1 protein-coding gene is annotated in these 1,458 nt (G+C 60.7%); it reads right to left on the bottom strand.

Annotation, left to right across the window (positions count from 1 at the left end):
• Positions 1 to 22 precede the first annotated feature (22 nt).
• The gene (locus FWJ67_RS11095; RefSeq protein ID WP_414482853.1) at positions 23 to 1,426 is read right to left on the bottom strand and encodes a transposase; all 1,404 of its coding nucleotides are present in this window, start codon (positions 1,424 to 1,426) and stop codon (positions 23 to 25) included.
• Positions 1,427 to 1,458: the final 32 nt, after the last annotated feature.

Below are 1,458 nucleotides of genomic sequence, written 5' to 3'. Positions count from 1 at the left end.
AAGTGCTGTGAGAAACCCTTAGCTAACTCGTCGACGCCAGAGCGGGGCACAACCCAGCAACGACCGAATGGAGGAGGTGGACGATATGAGAGATGCGTCCAGGGCGAGTATTCATGTTCCATCCCCTCCTCATCTGCGTTGATGCGGCCATCGCCAACACACCGCCTCTGGGTCGTCGAGGTTTGAACCGCACCAGGCGTTTGAGGTTTTGAACGATCGCCGTCATCTTCGCTTGAATGTCCATGGCCAACAGCCCGTACCCACGAGCTTCGTCCAGCCCATGGCATCCCTTCCCTTCGGCAAAGCCATGCTCCAGCCGGCTCCGAAGGGGATACAGTCGTTCGTAGATCGCATCGGCTCGAAGCAACCGCGCATGGTTGCGGGCCTTGGCCGCCTCCACGCTCTCCTTACGTTTCCTCTTGCGATCGAGGTCAAACGTCCGGCGTTGCCAACAGGGCAGAGGTTCGATCTCGCCCTGGATGGGAACCAGCGGCTCGACGCCAAGCTCGAGCAGTTCGCTAAGGAACGCACCGGCCGTGTAGTTGCCGTCTCCAAGCAGGTAGCCAGGATCCAACCCCATGCGTTTCACCGAACGTACCATCTCCAGCGCCGCCTCGCGCTCCGCCGTCCCCGAGCAGCGTGTGGCGCATGCTTCCAGGATCACACCCGAGCGAACGTCCATCAGGTTGTGAACCATGTAGCGAAGTTTCGCTTCCTGGTGCGATCCCTTGGCGTACAGCCGAGCGTCCGGATCGGTCTTCGAGCGATGCGTCGCATTGCGGAACGTCTCGTTGCGGAAGTTGGGGTCGCCTGCCTTCCGATGCTTGCGCGAGGCGGAACCGGTGGCCGCAGGCGGGTTGTCCCCGGGCGGCTCATCGCCGTCGTGGTTCGCCTCGTCCTGCTTCCTGACTCTGGCGAGGTACTCCTCAAGGCAGATGGGGGGCTGGATCGCTTCCAAGCTTTTGGTGGCCGCTCGGGCTTTGACCAGCGTCCCGTCGACTGCCAAGACGTCGGCCGACACCAGGCCGGCTTCGACGCATGCCAGGACGACGTGGCGCATCACGTCGGCGAAAACGCCGGCTCTTCCCCATCGTTGGCGGGTTTTGACCAACGTGGTTCGATCAGGCACGGGATCGTGAAAGTCGAGGCGGCAAAACCACCGATAACCGGCATGCATGGTGATTTCCTCACACAGCCGGTTTTCGGAGATGTCATAGAGGTAGCTGAGAACAAACATGCGCAGCGCCAGCTCCGGATCGATGGACGGCCGCCCGTTATCTTCACAGTACAAATGGCGAACGCGCTCTCGAATGAACGAAAAGTCCACCGCGGCATCCAGCTGTCGCAGGAAATGGTCTTTGGGCACAAGCTCCTCGATGGTCACCATCTGAAACATGCTGCCCTTCGGTCTTTGCTGACCGAGCATGACCTGCCACCTCCTGCGGAGCATATACGATA

The sequence above is a fragment of the Limnochorda sp. genome (assembly GCF_047459355.1).
In the GTDB taxonomy this organism is placed as follows: domain Bacteria; phylum Bacillota; class Limnochordia; order Limnochordales; family Limnochordaceae; genus Limnochorda.
This window is presented reverse-complemented; position numbering and strand designations above follow the sequence as displayed.

Bases quoted from the DNA above. Each gene is read 5' to 3' on its own strand.
- FWJ67_RS11095 (WP_414482853.1), bottom strand. From the start codon at position 1,426: ATGCTCGGTCAGCAAAGACCGAAGGGCAGCATGTTTCAGATGGTGACC.